Below are 18707 nucleotides of genomic sequence, written 5' to 3' on the forward strand. Positions count from 1 at the left end.
ATGAAATAACATGAAAACGCATACCACCAGCGCCCCCAAATATTGCCATTTTGTTACATTCATTCCATAACTGTACCTGATTGATTGCCAGCGCAGCGGCGCCAGGCATCATAGGATCATTATCCGGCAAGAGAGCAAAATCATGATACGTGTGGTGCTGGTGGACGACCATGTGGTGGTGCGTTCCGGCTTTGCGCAGTTACTCAGTCTCGAAGAAGACCTCGACGTCGCAGGCCAGTACAGCAGTGCGGCGGAAGCCTGGCCTGCGTTGTTGCAGGACGACGTTAACGTTGCGGTGATGGACATCGCCATGCCGGACGAAAACGGTCTGAGCCTGCTGAAACGCCTGCGGGCACAGAGGCCGCAATTTCGCGCCATTATTCTTAGCATCTATGACACACCAGCCTTCGTGCAGAGCGCGCTGGATGCGGGAGCCAGCGGTTATCTGACCAAACGCTGCGGGCCGGAAGAGTTAGTGCAGGCCGTCCGTTCCGTTGGGCTGGGGGGACATTACCTCTGCGCGGATGCGCTGCGGGCGTTGCGTGGTGGAGAACCATCATCACCGGTACTGGAGGTTCTGACACCACGCGAACGGGAAGTGTTTGATTTACTGGTCAAAGGCGACAGCGTTAAGGAGATTGCCTTCAAACTCGATCTCAGCCATAAAACGGTCCATGTCCATCGCGCCAACGTGCTGGGCAAGCTGAACTGTCACAGCACTATCGAGCTGGTTCATTTCGCTCTCGACCATCAGTTACTGGCGGGGCATTGATGTCGCACAACCTCCGTCACGTCGTCATTTCACTGTTTATTGTGCTGGCCTGGGGCACCGGCTGGCTGATGCTGTGGACGCTTGGTTTTTATCTGACCCACAACGGCCAGCAGGCGGCCCTGTTCCTGCCGCACGGCGTCTACCTGGCGCTGCTGATCCTGCTTTCACGCCGCTACTGGCCCGCGCTGGTGCTGCCACCGATGATGATGATGTTCTGGCTGCACAGCGAGCAACTGCTCAATGGTTATATTCTGCTGACCACACCGCTTATCAGCATGATTCCCGCCAGCCTCGCACAGACTTTCTGGTACCGTTTCCCTCTTTACTGGCAGCGGCTGACGCTGCTGCTGGCCACGGTAACAGCCGCCTCATTGCTCAACGCCGCTCTGCTGTCGCCGTTTGTTAAAAGTCCGGCGATGCTGCTCGGGCTGGCATCGTTTACCGGTGGCGTGCTACTGACGCCGTTCGTTTATCTGATCTTCGAGTTTCTGCGCCAGCAGCATCGCTACCACCTGCTGGGTCTGGACACCAATAACCCGCCGCTGCGTACCTCGCTCATCATCTGGTGCAGCCTGTTTTTTATCATTGGCATTGGCACCCAGATGGTGCTGTCGCCAGAGATTGAACGCCTGCTGTTGATTGTGGTGTTTCTGCCCAACGTGGTGATGGCGTGGAAATTCGGCTGGCAGGGGGGCGTGCTCTCGGGGCTACTCGGCAGCATGATGATCACCATCGCCCGCCAGATTGGCGTGGGCTTCAGCAATCTGATTGAACTGGAGATTTTTCTCGCGACACAGTCACTGCTCGGTATTGGTCTGGGGATCGCCATCAGTCGTCAGCAGCATCTGGCGCAAAACCTGCACCATTATCGCCGGCGTCTGGAAGCGGAACTGGCGGCGCGGCGCGCGCTGGCCGAGAAACTGGTGCATACCGAAGAGGATACGCGCAAGAGCCTGGCGCGCGAACTGCATGACGAGATTGGGCAAAACATCACCGCCATTCAGATCCAGTCGCAACTGGTAAAACGGGCGCACGATCCGGCGCAAGCCCAGGCCGCCGCCAGCCAGATCAACGATCTCGCCCGGCGAATCCATCACTCCACCCGCCAGTTGTTGCGCCAGCTTCGCCCACCCGCGCTGGACGAACTGTCGTTCAAAGAGGCGCTGCTCCACCTGCTCAACGAGTTTGCCTTTACGGAACGTGGCATTCACTGCCAGTTTGACTATCAGCTTACCACCATGCCCGAGAATGAAACGGTGCGCTTCACTCTCTATCGACTGTTACAGGAGTTGCTCAACAACATCTGTAAACACGCCGGGGCCAGCGAAGTACGAATTGTTCTGCGTCAGCAGGGAGATATGCTGCATCTGGGCGTGTCCGACAACGGCGTGGGGATCAGTGCAGACAAGATAGCCGGTTTTGGCATTCAGGGAATGCGCGAGCGAGTCAGCGCCCTCGGGGGTGAACTGGCGCTGGAATCGCGGCACGGTACGCGGGTAAGTGTTAACTTGCCCACAAATTTGCAACAAATCGCCTTCTGACCAGGAAAAAGTCTTAGTCACTCCGGACTTTCTCTCATCCCCTTTCGGTTTCTCTTTCTTATAGTCAACAAAACGGAGACGGCTATGCACGCAGGCGCAGCAACTGACATCACACAACGTTACCGGACGCTGCGTCCCCGGCTGCTGATGTACATGGTCATCGGTTACGCCGCGTTTTACCTGACGCGTAAAAGCGTTAACTACGTGCTGCCAGCGCTGCAAACCGATCTCGGGCTGGATAAAAGTGACATCGGTCTGCTGGGTTCCCTGTTTTATCTGACCTACGGCCTGTCGAAATTTACCGCCGGGTTGTGGCATGACAGCCACGGACAGCGTTGGTTTATGGGCGCGGGACTGTTCGCTACTGGCCTGTTGAACGTGGTGTTTGCTTTTGGTGAGTCGCTGACGCTGCTGTTGGCGGTCTGGACGCTGAACGGATTTTTTCAGGGCTGGGGATGGCCGCCCTGCGCTCGCCTGCTGACCCACTGGTATTCGCGTAATGAACGCGGCTTCTGGTGGGGCTGCTGGAATATGTCTATCAACATTGGTGGGGCGATTATCCCGCTGATTAGCGCCTTCGCCGCCCACTGGTGGGGCTGGCAGGCCGCAATGCTGATGCCAGGGATAATTAGCATGGCGCTGGGAATGGGGTTAGCGCTGCAACTGAAAGGCACGCCCCAGGAAGAGGGGTTACCGTCCGTCGGCAACTGGCGTAACGATCCGCTGGAGCTGCGCCAGGAGCAGCAGAGTCCACCGATGGGACTGTGGCAAATGCTGCGTACCACGATGCTGAAAAACCCGATGATCTGGCTGCTGGGCGTTTCGTATGTACTGGTCTATCTGATCCGCATTGCGCTTAACGACTGGGGCAACATCTGGCTGACGGAAAGCCACGGCGTCAACCTGCTCAGCGCCAACGCCACGGTGATGCTGTTTGAAGTCGGCGGACTCCTCGGCGCGCTGTTTGCCGGCTGGGGGTCTGACCTGCTATTTAGCGGTCAGCGGGCGCCGATGATTTTGCTGTTTACGCTGGGCCTGATGGTTTCTGTCGCCGCGCTATGGCTGGCACCCGTTCATCATTACGCCCTGCTCGCTGTCTGTTTCTTTACGGTGGGCTTTTTTGTCTTTGGTCCACAAATGTTGATTGGTCTGGCGGCGGTGGAATGCGGGCACAAAGCGGCTGCAGGCTCAATCACTGGTTTTCTCGGCCTGTTCGCCTATCTGGGGGCAGCGCTGGCGGGCTGGCCTCTGTCGCTGGTCATTGAACGCTACGGCTGGTCGGGGATGTTCAGTTTGCTCTCGGTCGCCGCCGTACTTATGGGTTTACTGCTGATGCCGCTGCTGATGGCGGGCATCACCACCACTCTCAGTCAAAGGATAAAACAATGAAAATGACCCTTACCTCTACTCTGATTGCCTCTGCCGTTGCGCTGGCGACCTTATCGGGCGCCGCACACGCGAAAGGGCGTCTGGTGGTGTATTGCAGCGCCACCAACGAGATGTGTGAAGCGGAAACCAAAGCCTTTGGGGAAAAATATGACGTGAAAACGTCGTTTATTCGCAACGGCTCCGGCAGCACGCTGGCGAAGGTTGATGCCGAGAAGAAAAACCCGCAGGCTGACGTCTGGTACGGCGGCACGTTGGATCCACAATCTCAGGCCGGTGAAATGGGTCTGCTGCAGCCGTACAAATCCCCTAACCTGGAACAGGTCATGGAGAAATTCCGCGATCCGGCGAAAGTGAAAGGCAACCTCTCGTCAGCGGTCTACGTGGGGATCCTCGGTTTTGGCGTAAACACTCAACGCCTGAAAGAGAAAAACCTGCCGGTGCCGAAATGCTGGAAAGACCTGACCAAACCGGAATACAAAGGTGAAATTCAGATTGCCGATCCGCAAAGCTCCGGTACGGCCTACACCGCACTGGCCACTTTCGCCCAACTCTGGGGTGACGATCAGGCCTTTGATTACCTGAAACAACTGAACGCCAACGTCTCGCAGTACACCAAATCCGGTATTGCCCCGGCGCGTAACGCGGCTCGTGGCGAAACCGCCATCGGCATTGGCTTCCTGCATGACTACTCGCTGGAAAAAGAACAGGGCGCACCGCTGGAGCTGATCTCTCCGTGTGAAGGTACCGGTTATGAAATCGGCGGCGTCAGCATCCTGAAAGGGGCACGTAACCTCGACAACGCCAAACTGTTCGTCGATTGGGTACTGTCAAAAGACGCCCAGGAACTGGCGTGGAAGAAAGGCAAGTCCTATCAGATCCTGACCAATACCACCGCCGAAACCTCGCCAAACTCGCTGAAGCTCGACGACCTGAAGCTTATCAACTATGACATGGATAAATACGGTTCAACGGATGTCCGTAAAGCGTTGATCAATAAATGGGTCAGCGAAGTGAAGATGGGTAAATAAGCCCACACGATGACTTCCTGACGTTAAGGTTACGTAGGCCGGGTAAGGCAACGCCGCCCCCCGGCAATCATCGTCACCCTGAATGCCGGATGGCGCTCACGCGTATCCGGCCTACTCGGGATTGAACACCGGAAAACGTATGTCACACACACTTGCACTCCATCCTGTGAAAAAGCGGGATGCGATATTCCTTTGGGTTTTACTCGGCTGGCTGGCATTCGTTCTGCTGCCGAGCTGGAGCCTGGATTACGGTCTGCTGGAGTCCACGAGCGATGAAATCCTCGAGGCCTACGGCTGGTCACGGTTCAATATCAGTTGGCTCTGGTATCTGCTGCCGAGCCTGCTGCTGGTACGCCCGTTCCACGAAGCCAGACGCGAACAGCGCAGCCGCCACACCCTCGATGCGGGCTGGGCGCTGTTGTGTATGGCGTTTATCGTCATCAGCGCCACCGTTGAAGGGCGCGGTTTAGGCTACGCCACTATCGTGCTGTTTGTCGCGCTGGGGGCGATCATGACGCTGGCGCTGACCCGCCTCGAATGGCTGGGCGGCGACCGGTTTGTGATCGGTTCGCTGGTCACTATCGTGGCGCTCATCGGCATCTTTATCGTCTGGCCGAGCATCGCCATTTTCATCCCAATGTTCACCAACGACGCCGGGGAGTTCGCGCCGCTGGCGTTTATGAATGTGCTGTCGCAGGCGCATATCATTCAGGTGATCCTCAACTCTATCGCCCTGTCGATTGCGGTAGGTATCGGCTGTACTTTCTTCGGTCTGGTACTGGCGATTTATACTACCCGCATCGCTCAGCGAAGCGCCATTATTGGGCGTATCTTTTCGATTCTGCCGATCGTCACACCGCCGTTTGTGGTGGGGCTTGGCGTCACGCTGATGATGGGCCGTTCCGGCTATGTGACCGAATTAATGGTCGACTGGTTCGGGTTGACGAACACCAACTGGCTGTACGGATTTACCGGCATCTGGCTGGCGCAGGTGCTGGCGTTTACCCCAATGGCGTTTATGATCCTCGACGGCGCGATCAAAACCATTCACCCGTCGCTGGAAGAAGCGTCATATACCCTGCGCGCCAGCCGCTGGCAGACGTTTAACGGCGTGTTTGTCCCACTGCTGAAACCGGCGCTGGCGAACGCCTTCCTGATTGTCATCGTGCAGTCGCTGGCCGACTTCAGTAACCCGTTGGTGCTCGGCGGGAACTTCGACGTGCTGGCAACGCAAATTTACTTCTACATCACCGGCTCACAGCTTGATTACCAGGCCGCCAGTACGCTGGGTGCGTTCCTGCTACTGTTCTCGCTGCTGGTGTTCTGTGTACAGTACATGTGGATTGGTAAGCGCTCTTACGTCACCGTTTCCGGGAAATCGTACCGTGGCGACGTCCAGCCACTGCCGGTCACGCTGGTCTGGAGCGTGGTGGCTATTCTGGCGATATGGATTGCCTTTAACGCCCTGCTCTATGGCAGCATTTTCTACGGCAGCTTCACCGTGAACTGGGGCGTGGACTACACCCTGACGCTGGATAACTTCATCAAACTGTTTGGTCAGGGGATGAGTGACGGCGCATGGCCTTCGCTGCTCGATACCCTGTTGTATGCCGGGATTGCCGCGCCGATCACCGCCGCCTTCGGTCTGCTGATCGCCTGGATTGTGGTGCGCCAGCAGTTCAAAGGCAAAAAGACCATCGAGTTCACCACCATGTTGTGCTTTGCCGTACCGGGCACCGTGGCGGGCGTTTCGTACATCCTTGCCTTTAACAGCGCCCCGGTGTACCTCACCGGTACGGCGGCGATTGTCATTATCTCGATGGTGATGCGTAACGTCCCGGTCGGTATTCGCGCCGGGATCGCCGGACTCGGCCAGATCGATAAATCACTGGACGAAGCCTCGCTCAGTCTGCGTGCCGGGAGCTTACGCACCATCACGCACATTCTGTTGCCGCTGCTGCGCCCGGCCATTCTCTCGGCGCTGATCTACAGCTTCGTGCGCGCCATCACCACCGTCAGCGCGATTGTCTTCCTCGTTACGCCGGACACCCGCGTAGCAACGGCCTACATTCTGAACCGCGTGGAAGACGGCGAGTACGGCGTGGCGATTGCCTACGGGTCGATTCTGATCGTGGTCATGTTGGCGATTATTTTCATCTTTGACTGGCTGATTGGGGAAGCGCGTATTTCCCGGTCTAAAGCCAAAAACCAGGCGTAATGGAGCGCACTATGAGTCAGAAAAATTTCGTTGAACTGCGCAACGTCACTAAACGATTCGGCAGCAACACGGTCATCGACAATATCAATCTCACCATCCCGCAAGGGCAGATGGTGACGCTGCTTGGCCCGTCCGGCTGCGGCAAGACCACCATTCTGCGCCTGGTTGCCGGTCTGGAAAAACCGAGCGAAGGTCAAATTTTTATTGATGGCGAAGACGTCACTCATCGTTCTATTCAGCAGCGCGATATTTGTATGGTGTTCCAGTCGTATGCTCTGTTCCCACATATGTCGCTGGGGGAAAACGTCGGCTACGGTCTGAAGATGCTGGGCGTGTCGCGCGCCGATGTGAAGACGCGGGTGAAAGAGGCGCTGGCAATGGTCGATCTGGAAGGATTCGAGGACCGCTATGTTGATCAGATCTCCGGCGGTCAGCAGCAGCGCGTGGCGCTGGCGCGCGCGCTGATCCTCAAACCGAAGGTGCTGTTATTTGACGAACCATTGAGTAACCTCGACGCCAACCTGCGCCGCAGCATGCGCGATAAGATCCGCGAGCTGCAAAAGCAGTTTGATATCACCTCGCTGTACGTTACCCACGATCAGAGCGAAGCCTTTGCGGTTTCCGACACCGTGCTGGTGATGAACAAGGGGCATATCATGCAGATCGGTTCGCCGCAGGATCTCTATCGCCAACCCGCCTCCCGTTTTATGGCGAGCTTTATGGGTGACGCCAACCTGTTCCCGGCGACCTTCAGCGAAGCCTCTGTTGATATCTTTGGTTATCGCCTGCCTCGCCCGACGCACTTTGTGGCTCAGGGCACCGGCACCGTTGGCGTCAGGCCGGAAGCGATCACCTTAAGCGATCGCGGAGAGGAGAGTCAGCGCTGTGTGATTCGTCATGTCGCCTATATGGGACCACAGTATGAAGTCACGGTGGAGTGGCATGGACAGGAGATCCTGTTACAGGTCAACGCTACACGCCTGCAGCCGGATGTCGGTGAGACGTACTATCTGGAAATCCACCCGTACGGCATGTTTGTGTTAGCGGATGCGGCATGATGCAATGCCGGGTAAGGCATCAGCCACACCCGGCACAAACTCAACGTTGCGCGTTCAGCGCGGCGATATCCTCTGGCGTGGTGCGACAGCACCCGCCAATCAACTTCGCCCCGGCCGCCTGCCACTGCGGCAGGTAATCCGCCAGGCGCGCACACGATTCATCATGATGATGCCAGCTTTTGCTGCTCGCATCGTAATGCTCTCCGCTGTTCGGATAGACCACCAGCGGCAGCGCCGTTATCCCGTGCAGATGCTGCAAAGCGGCGGTGGCCTGTTGCAGGGCAATACAGTTGATCCCCACCGCCACCGTCTGCGGATAGTGTTCGAGAAACGTCACAACCTCGCGCAGCGGCGTGCCGTCGCTCAGATGCTCGCTGTCGCGCAGGGTAAAAGAGTACCACGCACGCGCACGCGGATATGCGGTTAACAACGCCGCCAGTGCCTGAATCTCGGCAAAATTTGGTAGCGTTTCGCAGGCCAGCAGATCGACTCCGGCATCCAGCAACGCCTCCACGCGCGGACGGTGGAACGCCTGATAATCTTCGCCGCTCAGCGTGTAATCTCCGCGATACTCCGAACCATCAGCCAGAAATGCGCCGTAAGGTCCGACCGAACCGGCGACCAGCAGCGTGCCCGCCTGCGGATTTTCTGCCAGATACGCCTCACGCGCTTTACGCGCCAGCTCGACACTTTTCCCAATCAGCGCTTTCGCCTGCGCCTCATCAAAGCCGCAGGCGGCAAATCCCGCTGGCGTCGCCTGATAGCTGGCGGTGATGGCGCACTGCGCCCCCGCCCGAAAATAGTCAAGGTGCACTTCGCGGATAAGCTCCGGGTTTTCCAGCAGGATTTTCGCTGACCATAGGCTGTCGACTAAATGGCACCCACGCGCTTCCAGCTCCGTCGCCAGTGCGCCATCCAGCAACAGGAAATCCTGCTTATCCAGGAGGGCGCTTAACGGATTATATTGCGACATGATAAGGCTCCTGTTTTGCGAACGAGAACAGTCACCATAACACAGCGTCAGCGACGGGGATCCGCGCTCGCACGCAATTCCCGATATACCGTCAGCGTTGCACCAGTCGCAAAAACCCGCGTCGGGCGCTTAATGCAGGATCAGGAGTCACAATCAGATACAGAATGGGTCGCCAGCTCATAACGCCTCCACTTCATGGGGTTATCTACACTCTGGCAGGGGCAAAGCAGCCTGACACTAAGACAAAAGTAGGAATGCTGCGCTATTGCTCATACCACAACGTGCGGGGCAAGTAAGAGAGAAACAGCCCTCCCGGCAAAAAAGCCGGGACGGCTGGAGACACATCATAAGGCTAGAACTGGTATTTGATTCCCAGCACGCCGCTCGTATCGCGAAAACCGTTATGACCCATTTGTTGCGCAACGTTGCCCCAGACGCTCAGGTCCCGGGTCAACCGCCCCTCGACGCCCACCTTCACTTCACCGACGTTTCGACTTCCCTGCAGGGAGGTGCTCGTGTCATTCATCCTGACGCCGTACAGCTTCGAGTTGTGTATCCAGTTCGCCTCGATAAAGGGTTCAAACTCGCGTACGGTTCCTTTTTCCGCAGCGCTTTTACCATTGACGTAAAGACGCATACCCAGACGGGTCTGAATATTGTTGTCGCCCTGTCCCTGAACCCGCGTGCCGTTTTTCTCCGTATGGTCGTTAGCTTTCACCCCCATCCAGGTGACCTGTGCCTGTGGGCGAAGATACACGTTGCTTTCTATGTCGTCTGCCGCCGTGAATGACCCCAGATGGAAGGCGTAACCCGATTCCAGCGACGCCGTCAGCCCCTTGCTTTTATAGCTTTCCTGAGCAATCTCATCACCTTTAACCGTATTGTCAAACCAGTTATAGAGTACCCATGAATCGACATACAGGCCGGTTTTATCCACGGCGTTCTGATACCAGGTTCCGTACAGACCCGCGCTGTAGCCGCTCACCTCACCACGAGAATCGTAGCCTGACAGGCTGTTATGGATGTCGTTATCCTGCTTACCATAGCCTGCCATTACGCCCAACTGATAGCCATCCGTGCCGTTCACACTCCCCTGCAACAACGCGCCGCCGATCTGCACAACAACGCGGTTAGAAGACGATGTGTTCTGATCGTCTGACATCCGCCCCTTGCTGTGCCCGCCTGACGTACGCAGCCACAGACTGGTCATATGCCGTTCCCCGGTAGCAGGGTCGGTATACCAGGTACCTCCCTGACGGTCCTGCAGTCGGGTGTTAAACAGCGTATTCGCTGCCGCCAGGTTGCTGGCATAGCTTCCCCCCTCAGGGCGATAGAGGTTGACCGCATCCGAGGGTTCGCCCGGCGCAGGTCGATCGTTATCAATGACATCAGGGGAATCATCAGGAACAGGCGTGTCCGCCAAATGGGTTAAATACCAGTTATTCCTGTCACTGCCGGAAGCCGTTCCCTGCTTCACGTGATATTCATAGCTTCCCGCCACGATACGACCTCGTTGCACAAAAGCCTCTGGCGTTGAACTGCCGGTCTCAATAATTTTAATCCCTTCATGCAGCAAGGCCCCTGAGCCATTCTCATTGTTAACATGCACATAGGTCGTGCCGGTCGCGTTGCCGGTAATCACCAGCTTATCCGTCAGGCTGTTGTCGCCGCCGAGAACGGTGCCCAGCGAAAGCGTACCGCCATTACCCGCATAGTCACCATTGATGGTCAATGTATTCCCGGCGCTGGTCACGCTGTTGTTAAGAATGATATTGCCGCTATTCGTCACATCGCCCGTCAGCATGACGTTGAGAGGTGAGGAAGGCGGAATACCATAATCATCAATCAGCAAGGTGCCACGGTTCTCCAACGCATTGACGGTCTGGCTGTTGCCGTGAAGGTTAAGCGTCCCTTCCTCGCCGACGATGACGCCGGAGGTACTGGCAAATGCATTCGACGTGGTCGTCTTCAGCATGCCTTCACTGACAAAAGTCGACCCCGTATAGGTATTTTCCGCTGACAGTATCAGCGTGCCTTCTCCCGCTTTGGTCAGGCTTTTACCATCCCAGGCCGGATTGACCTGCACCGTATTGTCCGCCAGCGCGACGCCGAGATCGAAGGTTCTGCCCTCATCAAGCGTGAACGTTCCGTGCGCATCCGAATCCAGCCCGTTCCAGTACAGAGAGTACTTAATGACTCGAGAACCTGCGTTGATATAAGCAAAGTCCGGCTGGTTCATGCCTGCCACGAGGGCATTACTGTAAGAAAAAGCGCCCGTAATCCCGTTTGTGGTTTCAACCAGAAGAATGTCCTGCATATCCCAGTGGGTAATGTTGGCATTAAGCGAGGCGTTGTCGCCAACAGTAAGCGATGCCGCCTTGAGGCTGACGTCACTGCCAAGGGTGAGCGCTGCCCCATCGGCAAACGAAGCATTACCGGAAAATTCAATCGGCTGTTCAGCCAGCGTCACGCTGGCCGACTGACCCACCGTCAGATTACCGTTGATGGCTCTGTTTGCTTCATCATTACTGACGATCTGCAACGTTGTCGCGCCATCGGCCAGCCTGATATCGCCGGTGATAGTCGAGTCGGTATTCAGTGTCAGCATGTTGTTGCCGCCGGTAAGACTGATAGCCGCGCCAGCTTCGCCACCGCTCGAGTACGGAGCGCCGCCGGTAATCACGCGGTTATTGATTATCGTCAGGTTACTGCCGGATATCGCTGCGCCACCTGCACCGTTAGTGCCACCGTTTCTGCCATTGCTGGCTCGCCCTCCGACAATAGAGCCGCTATTCATAATCGTCAGACTGTCGCCGACGATTCCGGTACCACCGTTACCACCGTTGTTGCTATCACTGCCAGCGCCACCGTAGGATCCCTCGCCACCGACGATCGAACCGCTGGCCATATTGGTTATGGTCAGATGATTACCATATATGCCTGCACCGCCGTCTGCGCCATCGGGGCCTGTTGTCTGACCGCCAGAAAAACCCCCATCACCACCGGTAACCGATCCCGCATTGGTGATTGTCATATTATTACCCAGTATTCCCGCGCCCCCTGCGCTGGGCATCCCGGCACCGCCCGCATCGTCCAGACCGCCATAGCCGCCTTCACCGCCGGTCACGGAACCACCGGCTAAATTGTTAATGGTCATATTGCTGCCGGATATTCCCGCGCCAGCATTGCCGGCATTCTCTCCGTAGCCAAACCCTCCTTCGCCCCCGACAATGGATCCGCCGTTGGTGATTCTCAGGTCGGTACCCGATATCGCATCGCCACCTGCGCTGCCGGATTCGCCTCGCCCCCCCGTAATTGACCCACGGGCAATATTATCAATCACCATATTACTGCCGGATATTCCGGCGCCGGCATTGCCACCTTCAGCCCCATCATAGCCATAGCCCCCTTCGCCACCAAGAATAGCGCCGCTGTTGGTTATGGTCAGCGCAGAGCCCGAAATGGCATCGCCTCCCACGCCACTGGAATCGCCTTCACCACCGGTAATACGGTAAGTATTGATAATCGTCAGGTCAGTGCCGGATATTCCAGCACCGCCAATACCGCTCCTACCGCTGTAGTCATCATAACCGTAACTGCCATCGCCTCCGGTGATAGCACCATCGTTGGTTATCATGAGGCTGTTACCTGAGATACCCGCACCGCTAGCGGAATATCTGTCCCCTTCGCCACCAGTGATAGAGCCAGTACGAGAATTGGTTATCGACAGGTCAGAACCCGAGATTCCCACCCCCCCTGTGCCACTGCCGCTAACGCTATAGCTCCCATCACCGCCCGTAATTGCTCCGCCGTTAGTGATGGTTACATTATTACCGGTCATTCCGTCAGCACCGTCGCCGCCAGCGTAGCCATTACCGCCTTTAATCGTGGTGCCGCTGCCGACGTTTACGCTGTTATCCGCCGCGGTCGTTTCCGGGTTCGGCGATAAGACATACCCGGCTCCGGCGCCTTCACTGCCGCCGCTAATCCCGTGAGTCCCTGTGTTGGATTGCGCCGTATAAGGAAATGAGCCATCAACATGAATCGTGGCACCGATTACCAGTCCGGGGGAAATAAAGAGTGAAGCAAGCAATAACGCTATTTTATTTTTATTAAAATGTTGCATAAATAAATCCTTTGTTAGTTTCTACAACATTTAATTCATTTCAATGCATTATTTAGATAATAAATAAGCCTGAAAAAACTAACGAGTAAGAAAAACAGTGAATATTTAAATTATGGAATTTTGCTTAACACTGAATGGGTAGCAAGCATAGTATTTGAAAACTACCGAACTTCCGTTATAGAGTAAATAGCAAAAGAAAAGTAACGAATAATTCTTAAATAACTTTATGCTTTAATAAATAAGAACATTAACAACACAAAATCAACAAGTTAGTTAGAATTCAAATCGCCATGGCATTAATATAGAGACAATCACTTAAGCAACAGCATCAATTTAATTCTTGATAAAAACAGGCTGTTACCTCTCGTACTCGACAATATAAAGCGGTACGTTTATAAATCCTTAATTTTCTTTATTTCATCTGCAACCAACAAATAAACTGGGAAATGTAGAAGCGGTATTCGGATTTGGCACAAATTCCCTCTGTTGACCCAATCCCATCGGTATTCGCCCATTTGCCCACATTCAGCTTCTGGTCAACACTCTACGATGACACCACTGGCCCCCTCACGTGGAGTATCACCATGAACATTACCCATATTCGCAACGCCACCCAGTTGATTACCTTTGGCGGCAAAACCTTTCTTGTCGATCCGATGCTCGCCCCGCAAGGCGCGTATCCCGGTTTTCCCGGCACAGCGCGAGCCGACATCCGTAATCCGACGGTGGAACTTCCGTGCGACATCGACACCCTGTTACAGGCCGATGCCCTGATCGTCACCCATCTCCATGCGGATCACTGGGACGAGGTCGCCGCAAAGGTCGTGCCGAAAGAGAAGCCGATATATGTGCAAAACGACCAGGATGCGCAAATCCTGCGGGGCCAGGGTTTCAGCCAACTCACCGTGCTGACGGACGAGAGCCGATTGGGTGAGGTAACCCTGCGCAAAACGGGCGGTCAGCACGGTTCCGACCGGCTGTACGCCATTCCCGCCATGGCCGAGCGGATGGGCGATGCCTGCGGGGTAATCTTCCAGCATCCGCAAGAAAAAACGCTGTGTCTGGTTGGCGATACGATCTGGCGCGATGAGGTTGAAAGCAACTTCATCACCTTCCAGCCGGATGTGGTGGTCCTGAACGCCGGGTTTGCCCACGTGATCGGTTTTGGCGCGATTATCATGGGCGCAGAAGATGTGCTGAAAACCCACTTCGTTCTGCCCGACGCGCAGATTGTGGCTGTTCACATGGAGGCGGTAAACCACTGCCTGCTGACACGCGCGGCGCTCAGGGAATACGCGCGCGATAACCAGATTGCAGAATGTGTCCGGGTGCCGGAAGATGGAGAAACCCTGACGTTTTAATCCCCAGTCGAGGAGTGGTATGCGCCCTGTTACCGTCGCGATCGTCGCCGTTGAAGATTTTAGTCCGTTTCACTTCTCAGTGCCGTGCATCATGTTCAGTGAAAAAGCGGCAACGAAGAAACGCTTTGAGGTGCAGATTTGCGCAGAAGTCCCCGGCGTGGTCACCTCTGTTGAAGGCTTTTCCGTTACTGCCCGCCAGGGATTTGCAGCGCTGACGGGGGCTGATATCGTGATTGTTCCCTGGTGGGGGACGACCGCGATTCGCCCACCGCAGTCGCTACTCGATGCGCTGGTTCAGGCCCGGCAAAACGGCGCCCAGGTGGTCGGGTTATGCCTTGGCGCATTTGTTCTCGGTTACGCAGGACTGCTCGACGGCAGACGCGCCGCTACCCACTGGGAGTTTGAAGCCGATTTTCAGACGCGTTTTCCCGCCGCGCGCCTGGATATCAACGCCCTGTACGTCGACGATGATGGCATCATCACCTCGGCCGGTACCGCCGCTGCGCTAGACTGTTGTCTGTATCTCATTCGCCAACGGTTTGGCACTTCGGTGGCGAATCAGATTGCGCGCCGGATGATTGTGCCACCGCATCGCGAGGGGGGGCAGGCGCAGTTTATTGCCCAACCGGTGGCAAAAAACACCCAGGATCAACGGATTAACGGCCTGCTGGAGTACCTTCGCCAGCACAGCCACGAACAGCACGATCTGGACTCGCTGGCGCAAAAGGTGATGATGAGTCGCCGCACTCTGACCCGTCATTTTATGAAAGCCACTGGCTCAAGCGTTGCTGAATGGCTGATTGCTGAACGTCTACGCCGCAGCCAGGAACTGCTGGAATCCTCCCGGCTGCCCGTCGAGCGTATCGCCACAGAGGTCGGTTTTCTGTCTCCGGTGACCTGGCGGCAGCATTTTAAGTCCCGCTTCGGCGTCAGCCCGGCAGAATGGCGAAAAACCTTTCAGGGTGTGACGCAAGCAGATTCTGAGTGAGAGACCTCACTCATTCCTCTTTCTCACCTTTACAGGCTTTCACCGCACACCGTATCTTCAGCAACCTGTGAACGAACAAACTGCGCAACAGGATGCCTCCATGACCTTCAGCACGAATTCACTCGCCGCCGTACTGGCCCGACGCGACTGGGAAAATCCCGGCGTCACGCAGCTAAACCGTCTGGAGGCGCATCCTCCTTTTGCCAGTTGGCGCAACGCGACTGATGCGCGTCACAATACCGCCTCCCCCTCCGTTCGCAGTCTGAACGGCGCGTGGAAATTTATCTGGTTCGCCTCGCCGGAAGCGGTACCGGAACGTTGGCGTCTGGGCGATCTGGACGATGCCGATACGATCGCGGTGCCATCAAACTGGCAGTTGCTCGGCTATGACGCCCCCATTTATACCAACGTGACCTATCCGATCCCGGTGGATCCGCCATATGTGCCGCATGAAAATGCGACAGGATGTTATTCGCTAACATTCGCAATCAGCGAAGCTGAACTGCGTGATGGACAGACGCGAATTATCTTTGATGGCGTAAATTCCGCTTTTCATCTCTGGTGCAACGGGCTTTGGGTGGGCTACGGTCAGGATAGTCGCCTGCCGTCGGAGTTTGATCTCAGTGAGTTTCTGGTCAGCGGTGAGAACCGTCTGGCGGTGATGGTGCTACGCTGGAGCGACGGCAGCTATCTGGAAGACCAGGATATGTGGCGAATGAGCGGCATTTTCCGCGATGTCTCCCTGTTAAACAAACCCGCCACGCAAATCAGCGACTTACGCATCACCACCCACCTCAACGAGGATTTCAGCCGGGCAATCTTTGCCGCCGAGGTCAGAATGCGTGGAGAATGCCGTGACACTCTGCGCGTGACCGTTCAACTGTGGGATGGCGACGAGCTGACGGGCGAAATCACCGCGCCTTTTGGCAGCGAGATCGTTGATGAGCGCGGAGCCTATGGCGATCGCACGACGCTGCGTCTGCATGTCGATCAGCCTTCACTGTGGAGCGCCGAAACACCGCATCTTTATCGCGCAGTTGTGCTGCTCCATACGGCGGATGGCACACTGATTGAAGCCGAGGCCTGCGATGTCGGCTTCCGGAAGGTGTGCATTGAAAATGGCCTGCTGTTGTTGAACGGTCAGCCGCTGCTGATTCGCGGCACCAACCGTCATGAACATCATCCTGAAAACGGTCAGGTAATGGACGAAGCGACGATGGTGCAGGACATCATTCTGATGAAGCAGAACAATTTTAACGCCGTGCGTTGCTCCCACTATCCGAATCATCCGCGATGGTACACACTTTGCGATCGCTATGGTCTGTATGTGGTGGATGAGGCCAACATCGAAACCCACGGCATGGTGCCGATGAATCGCCTGAGCGACGACCCGACCTGGCTGCCCGCCATGAGCCAGCGCGTGACGCGCATGGTGCAACGCGATCGCAACCATCCGAGCATTATCCTCTGGTCGCTGGGGAATGAATCGGGTCACGGCGTCAACCATGACGCGCTGTATCGCTGGCTGAAATCAGACGATCCGTCACGCCCGGTGCAGTATGAAGGCGGCGGCGCGGACACGGCGGCAACGGATATAATTTGCCCGATGTATGCGCGCGTCGATCAGGATCAGCCGTTCCCGGCAGTGCCGAAGTGGTCAATCAAAAAATGGCTGTCGCTGCCCGGCGAACAGCGCCCGCTGATCCTCTGCGAATATGCCCACGCGATGGGTAACAGCCTCGGCGGATTCGCCAAATACTGGCAGGCGTTCCGCCAGTACCCGCGCCTGCAGGGCGGCTTCGTCTGGGACTGGGTCGATCAGTCGCTGATTAAATACGATGACGAAGGCAACCCCTGGTCCGCGTACGGCGGCGACTTTGGCGACACGCCTAACGATCGCCAGTTCTGTATGGACGGGCTGGTGTTTGCCGACCGCACGCCGCATCCGTCGTTGTTTGAGGCGAAGCACGCGCAACAGTTTTTCCAGTTCACGTTGCTGCCTGGCGCGCAACGTCAGATTGAGGTCACCAGCGAATATCTGTTCCGCCATAGCGACAACGAGATCCTGCACTGGACCCTCGCTCTGGATGGCAACCCAGTTGCCACCGGGGAGGTCACGCTGGATATCGCGCCGCAGGGTCGTCAGCGCATCACCCTGCCGGACATCGCACAGCCTGACGCGGCAGGTCAGCTCTGGTTGACGGTGCGTGTGGAACAACTGCAGGCAACCGCCTGGTCGCCTGCCGGACACATCAGCGCCTGGCAGCAGTGGCCGCTGGAGGAAAAACTGAGCGTCGTATGCTCACCGCGCGCCAGTACTGCGCCACAGCTCAGCGTCAGCGACGCCGCGTTTACCGTCACGCTCGGCTATAAGCGCTGGGAATTCTGCCGCCAGCAGGGCACGTTAACGCAATACTGGATTGGTGATGAAGCCCAGTTACTGACGCCACTGCGCGATCAATTTACCCGCGCGCCGCTGGATAACGATATTGGTATCAGTGAGGTGACACGGATCGATCCTAATGCCTGGGTTGAGCGCTGGAAAGCCGCCGGGCATTACCAGGCGCAGGCGGTGTTGCTGCAATGCGAAGCCGATACCCTTGCCGATGCGATTCAGGTAGCCACCGTTCACGCCTGGCAGTATCAGGGCGAAACCTTGTTTATCAGCCGTAAAGCCTGGCGCATCGACGGCCACGGCGAAATGCAGATCGCCGTTGATGTCGATGTTGCCAGCGGCACGCCGCATCCGGCACGTATCGGTCTGACCTGCCAACTGGCGCAGGAAGCAGAACGGGTGAACTGGCTGGGGCGTGGTCCGCATGAAAACTACCCGGATCGCCTGTCTTCGGCCTGTTTTGACCGCTGGGATTTATCACTGGATGAGATGTATACCCCTTACGTTTTTCCCAGTGAGAACGGCCTGCGCTGCGGTACGCGTGAATTGAAGTACGGTGCGCACGTCTGGCGCGGTGATTTTCTTTTCAACATCAGCCGATTCAGCCAGAAACAACTGATGGAGACCAGTCATCGCCATCTGCTACAACCGGAGGCCGGGGCATGGCTGAATATTGATGGTTTCCATATGGGCGTCGGCGGCGACGACTCCTGGAGTCCTTCTGTGTCGCCGGAATTTCAACTGAGCGCCGGGCGCTATCACTATCGTGTTAGCTGGAGCTAAGTGACTGATGGCGCGACGCTTATCAGGCCTACATGTTGAGTCATTGTAGGCCTGATAAGGCGTTTACGCCGCCCT

At 56.4% G+C, this 18707-nt stretch carries 11 protein-coding genes; 9 read left to right on the plus strand and 2 right to left on the minus strand.

Features of this window, described 5'->3' with window-relative positions; all coding sequences use genetic code 11:
* Positions 1–142: 142 nt before the first annotated feature.
* From JTI98_RS20920 to fbpC, 6 genes are all read left to right on the plus strand, one after another.
* Positions 143–772: a response regulator transcription factor gene (locus tag JTI98_RS20920; RefSeq protein ID WP_044328386.1), complete on the plus strand. Its 630-nt coding sequence runs from the start codon at positions 143–145 to the stop codon at positions 770–772.
* Positions 772–2313 carry an MASE1 domain-containing protein gene (locus JTI98_RS20925; RefSeq protein WP_216081766.1) on the plus strand — a complete coding sequence of 514 codons (1542 nt, stop codon included), beginning with the start codon at positions 772–774 and terminating at the stop codon, positions 2311–2313. The genes JTI98_RS20920 and JTI98_RS20925 overlap by 1 nt, the downstream gene beginning before the upstream one ends.
* 60 nt (positions 2314–2373) lie before the next feature.
* Positions 2374–3702: an MFS transporter family glucose-6-phosphate receptor UhpC gene (gene uhpC, locus JTI98_RS20930; RefSeq protein ID WP_224267591.1), complete on the plus strand. Its 1329-nt coding sequence runs from the start codon at positions 2374–2376 to the stop codon at positions 3700–3702.
* Positions 3699–4730, plus strand: coding sequence for an ABC transporter substrate-binding protein (locus JTI98_RS20935; RefSeq protein ID WP_043001654.1), 1032 nt, complete (start codon positions 3699–3701; stop codon positions 4728–4730). The genes uhpC and JTI98_RS20935 overlap by 4 nt, the downstream gene beginning before the upstream one ends.
* Positions 4731–4869: 139 nt before the next feature.
* The gene (locus tag JTI98_RS20940; protein WP_044259080.1) at positions 4870–6948 is read left to right on the plus strand and encodes an iron ABC transporter permease; all 2079 of its coding nucleotides are present in this window, start codon (positions 4870–4872) and stop codon (positions 6946–6948) included.
* 11 nt (positions 6949–6959) lie between these two features.
* Positions 6960–8006 (plus strand): ferric ABC transporter ATP-binding protein, encoded by a 1047-nt coding sequence (fbpC, locus tag JTI98_RS20945; protein ID WP_044259069.1) that lies wholly within the window; start codon positions 6960–6962, stop codon positions 8004–8006.
* A gap of 40 nt (positions 8007–8046) precedes the next feature.
* Here fbpC and mmuM read toward each other — a convergent pair whose 3' ends face one another.
* Positions 8047–8979 carry a homocysteine S-methyltransferase gene (gene mmuM / locus JTI98_RS20950; protein ID WP_216081767.1) on the minus strand — a complete coding sequence of 311 codons (933 nt, stop codon included), beginning with the start codon at positions 8977–8979 and terminating at the stop codon, positions 8047–8049.
* A gap of 352 nt (positions 8980–9331) precedes the next feature.
* A complete protein-coding gene (locus tag JTI98_RS20955; RefSeq protein WP_216081768.1) occupies positions 9332–13105 on the minus strand; it encodes an autotransporter outer membrane beta-barrel domain-containing protein in 3774 nt (1257 codons plus the stop codon).
* Between the two features lie 584 nt (positions 13106–13689).
* Between JTI98_RS20955 and JTI98_RS20960 the strand changes: the two genes are divergently transcribed.
* From JTI98_RS20960 to JTI98_RS20970, 3 genes are all read left to right on the plus strand, one after another.
* Entirely contained in the window at positions 13690–14466 is a 777-nt protein-coding gene (locus JTI98_RS20960; protein WP_216081769.1) for an MBL fold metallo-hydrolase, read from the plus strand.
* Between the two features lie 19 nt (positions 14467–14485).
* Positions 14486–15454 carry a GlxA family transcriptional regulator gene (locus JTI98_RS20965; RefSeq protein WP_043001658.1) on the plus strand — a complete coding sequence of 323 codons (969 nt, stop codon included), beginning with the start codon at positions 14486–14488 and terminating at the stop codon, positions 15452–15454.
* Positions 15455–15554: 100 nt separating this feature from the next.
* Positions 15555–18632: a beta-galactosidase gene (locus tag JTI98_RS20970; RefSeq protein WP_216081770.1), complete on the plus strand. Its 3078-nt coding sequence runs from the start codon at positions 15555–15557 to the stop codon at positions 18630–18632.
* Positions 18633–18707: the final 75 nt, after the last annotated feature.

Origin of the sequence: Citrobacter sp. MGH 55, assembly GCF_016906145.1 — a bacterium.
GTDB lineage: Bacteria > Pseudomonadota > Gammaproteobacteria > Enterobacterales > Enterobacteriaceae > Citrobacter_A > Citrobacter_A amalonaticus.

What these genes read in the sequence shown, in the direction of transcription:
- JTI98_RS20925 (WP_216081766.1), top strand. Translation starts at nt 772, where the DNA reads ATGTCGCACAACCTCCGTCACGTCGTCATTTCACTGTTTATTGTGCTG.
- JTI98_RS20965 (WP_043001658.1), top strand. Translation starts at nt 14,486, where the DNA reads ATGCGCCCTGTTACCGTCGCGATCGTCGCCGTTGAAGATTTTAGTCCG.
- JTI98_RS20935 (WP_043001654.1), top strand. Translation starts at nt 3,699, where the DNA reads ATGAAAATGACCCTTACCTCTACTCTGATTGCCTCTGCCGTTGCGCTG.
- JTI98_RS20955 (WP_216081768.1), bottom strand. Translation starts at nt 13,105, where the DNA reads ATGCAACATTTTAATAAAAATAAAATAGCGTTATTGCTTGCTTCACTC.
- JTI98_RS20940 (WP_044259080.1), top strand. Translation starts at nt 4,870, where the DNA reads ATGTCACACACACTTGCACTCCATCCTGTGAAAAAGCGGGATGCGATA.
- fbpC (WP_044259069.1), top strand. Translation starts at nt 6,960, where the DNA reads ATGAGTCAGAAAAATTTCGTTGAACTGCGCAACGTCACTAAACGATTC.
- JTI98_RS20920 (WP_044328386.1), top strand. Translation starts at nt 143, where the DNA reads ATGATACGTGTGGTGCTGGTGGACGACCATGTGGTGGTGCGTTCCGGC.
- JTI98_RS20960 (WP_216081769.1), top strand. Translation starts at nt 13,690, where the DNA reads ATGAACATTACCCATATTCGCAACGCCACCCAGTTGATTACCTTTGGC.
- JTI98_RS20970 (WP_216081770.1), top strand. Translation starts at nt 15,555, where the DNA reads ATGACCTTCAGCACGAATTCACTCGCCGCCGTACTGGCCCGACGCGAC.
- mmuM (WP_216081767.1), bottom strand. Translation starts at nt 8,979, where the DNA reads ATGTCGCAATATAATCCGTTAAGCGCCCTCCTGGATAAGCAGGATTTC.